The organism is Rhodococcus sp. NPDC059234 (assembly GCF_042754225.1).
In the GTDB taxonomy this organism is placed as follows: Bacteria; Actinomycetota; Actinomycetes; order Mycobacteriales; family Mycobacteriaceae; genus Rhodococcus_G.
Genome location: NZ_JBHZAH010000191.1, coordinates 1 through 5,394, shown reverse-complemented (window position 1 = coordinate 5,394; position 5,394 = coordinate 1). Strand labels below are relative to the sequence as shown.

General features: G+C 72.2%; 4 protein-coding genes. 3 read left to right on the top strand and 1 reads right to left on the bottom strand.

Features of this window, described 5'->3' with window-relative positions:
- Positions 1-53 precede the first annotated feature (53 nt).
- Entirely contained in the window at positions 54-479 is a 426-nt protein-coding gene (locus ACFXGJ_RS23925; RefSeq protein ID WP_378425612.1) for an HIT family protein, read from the bottom strand.
- A gap of 140 nt (positions 480-619) precedes the next feature.
- Between ACFXGJ_RS23925 and ACFXGJ_RS23920 the strand changes: the two genes are divergently transcribed.
- From ACFXGJ_RS23920 to purD, 3 genes are read left to right on the top strand one after another with little or no spacing between them, the layout of a single operon-like run.
- On the top strand, positions 620-1,864 hold the full coding sequence (locus ACFXGJ_RS23920) for a glycosyltransferase (RefSeq protein WP_378625749.1): 1,245 nt from the start codon (positions 620-622) through the stop codon (positions 1,862-1,864).
- The gene (locus ACFXGJ_RS23915; RefSeq protein ID WP_378625748.1) at positions 1,861-4,083 is read left to right on the top strand and encodes a glycosyltransferase family 39 protein; all 2,223 of its coding nucleotides are present in this window, start codon (positions 1,861-1,863) and stop codon (positions 4,081-4,083) included. Before ACFXGJ_RS23920 ends, ACFXGJ_RS23915 begins: the two co-directional genes overlap by 4 nt.
- A gap of 10 nt (positions 4,084-4,093) precedes the next feature.
- Positions 4,094-5,347, top strand: coding sequence for a phosphoribosylamine--glycine ligase (purD, locus tag ACFXGJ_RS23910; protein WP_378625747.1), 1,254 nt, complete (start codon positions 4,094-4,096; stop codon positions 5,345-5,347).
- Positions 5,348-5,394: the final 47 nt, after the last annotated feature.

Here is a 5,394-nt window from a genome sequence, read left to right as displayed (position 1 = left end):
GGGTTCGCGTGCTGCGTGCGGCGGGGTCCGGCCGCACGCGGAGTGGGTGCGGGTCAGGCGGGAACGTTGGCGCCGTGCCCGAGCTCGCGCAGGGCGGCCTTGATGGTGGCCTGAGCCTCGTCGAGGGACTCCGGCGACGGGTTCGGGTCGGCGCCGGAGATGTTGAAGTCGCCGAGGCTGTAGGCCGGGAACACGTGCAGGTGCAGGTGCGGCACCTCCAGGCCGGCGATGAGCAGGCCGGCGCGGGGTGCGTCGAATCCCTGCCGGACCGCCTTGCCGAGGATCTGCGCGACGCGGGTGCACTTGGCGAACACCTCGCCGTCGAGGTCCTGCCACTGGTCGATCTCGGCGCGGGGGACCACCAGGGTGTGGCCCTGGGTGATCGGATTGATGGTCAGGAAGGCGACAACGTCCTCGTCCTCCCAGACGAACCGGCCCGGCAGCTCGCCGGCGATGATCATGCTGAACACGGATGCCATGGCAGCCAGTATGCGGCTTCGCCGCAGTGGTGTGCTTACGGAGGCCCCGGCATCCCTAAGCACACCACTGCGCGGAGCGCACAGGAAGTTGCCAGCTGCACTCCAGTCAGGCCCCAGGTTCCGCCGACAGGGTGATCCTCATGACGAACTCGCTTGTCGGAGGCGCTGTCGGACGCCCCGAGACCGCGGCGCCCCGCGACGTGGCGACCGTGACGCTGGACGTGGTGATCCCGGTGTACAACGAGGAGCGCGACCTCGAGCGCTGCGTGCGCAGGCTGCGCGAGTACCTGGACGGATCCGTCCCCTACCCGAGCCGGATCACCGTGGCGGACAACGCCAGCACCGACGCGACGCTCGCGGTCGCGAACCGGCTGGCGGAGGAGTTCGACTCCGTCCGCGTGGTGCACCTCGACGAGAAGGGGCGCGGCCGGGCCCTGCGGACCGTGTGGAGTGCCTCGGACGCGGAGGTCGTCGCGTACATGGACGTCGACCTGTCCACCGGCCTCAATGCGCTGTTGCCGTTGGTGGCGCCGCTGGTGTCGGGGCACTCCGACGTCGCGATCGGGACGCGGCTCACCCGTTCCTCGCGGGTGGTCCGCGGGCCGAAGCGGGAGGTGATCTCCCGCTGCTACAACCTCATCCTGCGCGGCGCGCTGCGGGCGAAGTTCTCCGACGCCCAGTGCGGATTCAAGGCGATGCGGACCGACGTCGCCCGTCAGCTGCTGCCGCTGGTGGAGGACACCGGCTGGTTCTTCGACACCGAGCTCCTGGTGCTCGCCGAGCGGGTCGGCCTGCGCATCCACGAGGTGCCGGTGGACTGGGTCGACGACCCGGACAGCACGGTCGACATCGTCTCGACCGCGGTCGCCGACCTCAAGGGCGTGCTGCGGGTGGGCCGCGCGCTGGCGACCGGCTCGCTGCCGGTCGCGGCGCTGCGCACCAGCCTCGGCCGGGAACCGTTGGTGCCGGGGGTGCCGCACGGCATGGTCGGACAGCTGGTCCGGTTCGCGGTGATCGGCGTGGTGTCCACCATCGCCTACGCGCTGCTGTACCTGCTGCTGCACCCGTTGTTCGGGGCGCAGGCCGCGAACTTCGTCGCGTTGCTCGCGACGGCGATCTTCAACACGGCGGCGAACCGGGCGTTCACGTTCGGCGTCCGCGGCCCGGAGGGCGCGGCCAAGCATCAGCTGCAGGGCCTCGCGGTGTTCGCGTTCGGCCTGTTGCTCACCAGCGGGTCGCTGTTCGTCCTGCACACGACGCGGCCCGACGTCTCCAAGCATCTCGAGCTGGCCGTGCTGGTGATCGCCAATCTCGTTGCCACGCTGACCCGTTTCATCGCCCTGCGATGGGTGTTCCGCAACCACGACAAGGGAGTTGACCTGTGACCACGGCCGAGATCGACACCGATGCGGCGTATTCCGGTGCCGCCGCGCCGGACGCACCGACCGCGGAGGAGGTGACGACGCGCCGCGACTGGGAGCCCTGGGCGGTCGCGGTCCTGCTGATCGGAACCGCAGTCGCATACCTGTGGGGTCTCGGTGCCTCCGGTTGGGCAAACTCGTTCTATTCCGCTGCGGTGCAGGCGGGTTCGGTGTCGTGGAAGGCCTTCTTCTTCGGCTCGTCGGATGCCGCGAACTCGATCACCGTGGACAAGCCGCCCGCCTCGCTCTGGCTGATGTCGCTGTCGGTGCGGGCCTTCGGGCTCAGCTCGTGGGCGATCCTGGTACCGCAGGCGCTGATGGGTGTCGCTTCCGTCGCCCTGCTGTGGGCGACGGTCCGCCGGTACTTCGGTGCGGCCGCCGGGCTCCTCGCGGGACTGGTACTGGCGTTGACGCCGGTGGCAGTCCTGATGTTCCGCTTCAACAACCCCGACGCACTGCTGGTGCTGCTCACCCTCGCGGCGGCGTGGGCGCTGCTGCGCGGCGTCGAGGACGGGCGGACCCGGTGGCTGGTGCTGACCGGCGTCTTCGTCGGGTTCGGCTTCCTCACCAAGCAGTTGCAGGTGATGCTGGTGGTGCCGCCGCTCGCGCTCACCTACCTGCTGTTCGGGCCTCCGCGGCTCGGCAGGCGGATCGCCCAGCTGTTCGCGGCACTGGCCGCGATGGTCGTCGCGGCGGGCTGGTGGCTGCTGGCCGTGGAACTGTGGCCCACGAACTCGCGGCCGTGGATCGGTGGCTCGCAGGAGAACTCGATTCTCGAGCTCACGTTCGGCTACAACGGGCTCGGCCGGCTCAACGGCAACGAGCGCGGCAGCGTCGGGGGCGGTCGATCCTTCGGCGCGCTCGCGGAGGCGACCGCGGGCGGGGCCAGCCCCGGTGCCGCGATGCCCGGCGGCCTGCCGCCCGGCGGGCCCGGCGGGGGCGGCATGTGGGGGAGCACCGGCATCACCCGCATGTTCGAGTCGGCGCAGGGCGGTCAGATCGCCTGGCTGATCCCGGCCGCGCTGATCCTCGGCGTGCTCGGAATTGTGCTGCGCGGCAGGGTTGCCCGGATCGACCCGAAGCGGGCGACGTTCGTGCTCTTCGGCACCTGGCTGCTCACGACCGGCCTGGTCTTCAGCTTCATGGCGGGCATCTTCCACTCGTACTACACGGTGGCGCTGGCCCCGATGATCGGTGCGCTCGTCGGCGCGGGTGCGGTGTCCGCCTGGCGGCGCCGCGAGAACCCCTGGGTGCGCGTCGTGCTCGCGGTGACCGTGCTGGTCACCGCCGGGTGGTCGTGGCAGTTGCTCGGCCGCAGCGAATCCTTCGTGCCCTGGCTGCGCTGGGTCGTGCTGGTGGTCGGGGTGCTCGTCGCCGTCGCGATGCTCGCGCCACGGCTGACCGGACGGCTGGCCGCGGGAGTGGCCCTGGCGGCGGTCGTCGCGGGGCTGGCGGGACCGACCGCCTACGCGGTGGACACCATCGCGACGCCGCATCGCGGCTCGATCGTCTCCGCCGGACCGAACACCGGTGGCATGTTCGGCGGGCACGGTGGTCCGGGCGGCCGCTGGGACTTCGCGGGCATGGGACCGGGAGCCCAGATGCAGGGCGGGCCGGGCGCTCAGTTGCCCGGCGGGCAGGCGGGCCAGGCGCCGCACGCTGCGGGCGGCCGGATGCCCGGCGGCATGCGCCCGGGCGGATCGGGTGCGATGCCGGGTGCGCCCGGTCAGGCGGCGGACGGCCGCGGCACGGGAACGGGCGCCGGTGCGGCCGGGGGACCGGGCGGTTTCGGTGGCGGCGGGGGAGGGCTGCTCGAGGGCAGCACCCCGAGCTCCGAGCTGTCCGCGCTGCTCGCGTCCGGTGCCGATCGCTACACCTGGGTCGCCGCGGCCATCGGGTCCAACAACGCGTCCGGGTACCAGCTGGCCACCGAGAAGCCGGTCATGCCGATCGGCGGCTTCAACGGCAGCGATCCCTCGCCCACGTTGGCGCAGTTCCAGCAGTATGTCGAGGAGGGCAGGATCCACTACTTCATCGCCGGAGGCGGGATGGGTGGAGGCATGGGCGGGTCGGGCACGGCGTCCTCGATCAGCACGTGGGTGTCGGAGAACTTCACCGCCGCCACTGTCGGCGGGGTCACGTTGTACGACCTGACCGCGCCGCGGGTGCAGGCCGGAACGTAGTCTGAGGCCCGTGCGCGTACTCGTTATCGGCTCCGGTGCCCGTGAACATGCCCTGCTCCTCGCCCTCGGCCGCGACCCGGCTGTGACGGCGCTGATCTGCGCCCCCGGCAACGCCGGGACCGCGAAGATCGCCGAGCAGCATCCCGTCGACGTCGCGTCCGGCGAGGCCGTCGTCGCGCTCGCGCAGCAGGTCGAGGCGGACCTGGTGGTGATCGGCCCCGAGGTGCCGCTGGTGGTCGGCGTCGCCGACGCGGTGCGCGCAGCCGGGATCGCCTGCTTCGGACCGTCCGCGGACGCGGCCCGGATCGAGGGGTCCAAGGCGTTCGCCAAGGACGTCATGGCCGCGGCCGGGGTGCGCACCGCGCACAGCGAGGTCGTGGACAACCCGGCCAATCTGGACGAGGCGCTCGACCGCTTCGGCCCCAACTGGGTGGTCAAGGACGACGGCCTCGCCGCGGGCAAGGGCGTTGTCGTGACCACCGACCGTGACGCCGCGCGCGAGCACGCCGCCGAACTGCTCGAGACCGGTCACCCGGTGCTGCTCGAGTCGTTCCTGGACGGGCCCGAGGTGTCGCTGTTCTGCCTCGTCGACGGCGAGACCGTTGTCCCGCTGCTGCCCGCCCAGGACCACAAGCGGGTCGGCGACGGCGACACCGGACCGAACACCGGCGGCATGGGTGCCTACACGCCGTTGCCCTGGCTGCCCGCCGAGACGGTGACCGCGATCGTGGACGACGTGGTCAAGCCGGTCGCCGCCGAACTGGTCCGCCGCGGCAGCACCTTCTCCGGCCTGCTCTACGCCGGCCTCGCGATCGGCAAGGAGGGACCGGCGGTCGTCGAGTTCAACTGCCGCTTCGGCGATCCGGAGACGCAGGCGGTGCTCGCGCTGCTCGAGTCCCCGCTCGGCGAGCTGCTGAACGCCACCGCGACCGGGACCCTGGCCGCGGTCGCCGCACCCCGCTGGGCGGACGGCTCGGCGGTGACCGTGGTGCTCGCCGCCGAGAACTACCCGGGCACCCCGCGCACCGGGGACAAGATCACCGGCGCCGACGCGGGCGGCGTCCTGCACGCCGGCACCGCGCTCGACGCCGACGGGGCACTGGTCTCCGCCGGTGGCCGCGTGCTCAGCGTCGTCGGCACCGGGGCGGACCTGACCGCCGCCCGCGACGATGCCTACGCCACCCTCGACGCGATCCGGTTGCCCGGCGGGCATTTCCGCACCGACATCGGGCTCGGAGCCGTCGAGGGACGCATCGGCATCTGAGCGCCCGTCGCGCGCGACTCTCGACGCCCCCGTCGCCAGCAGGCGGC

What these genes read in the sequence shown, in the direction of transcription:
- ACFXGJ_RS23925 (WP_378425612.1), bottom strand. Translation starts at nt 479, where the DNA reads ATGGCATCCGTGTTCAGCATGATCATCGCCGGCGAGCTGCCGGGCCGG.
- ACFXGJ_RS23920 (WP_378625749.1), top strand. Translation starts at nt 620, where the DNA reads ATGACGAACTCGCTTGTCGGAGGCGCTGTCGGACGCCCCGAGACCGCG.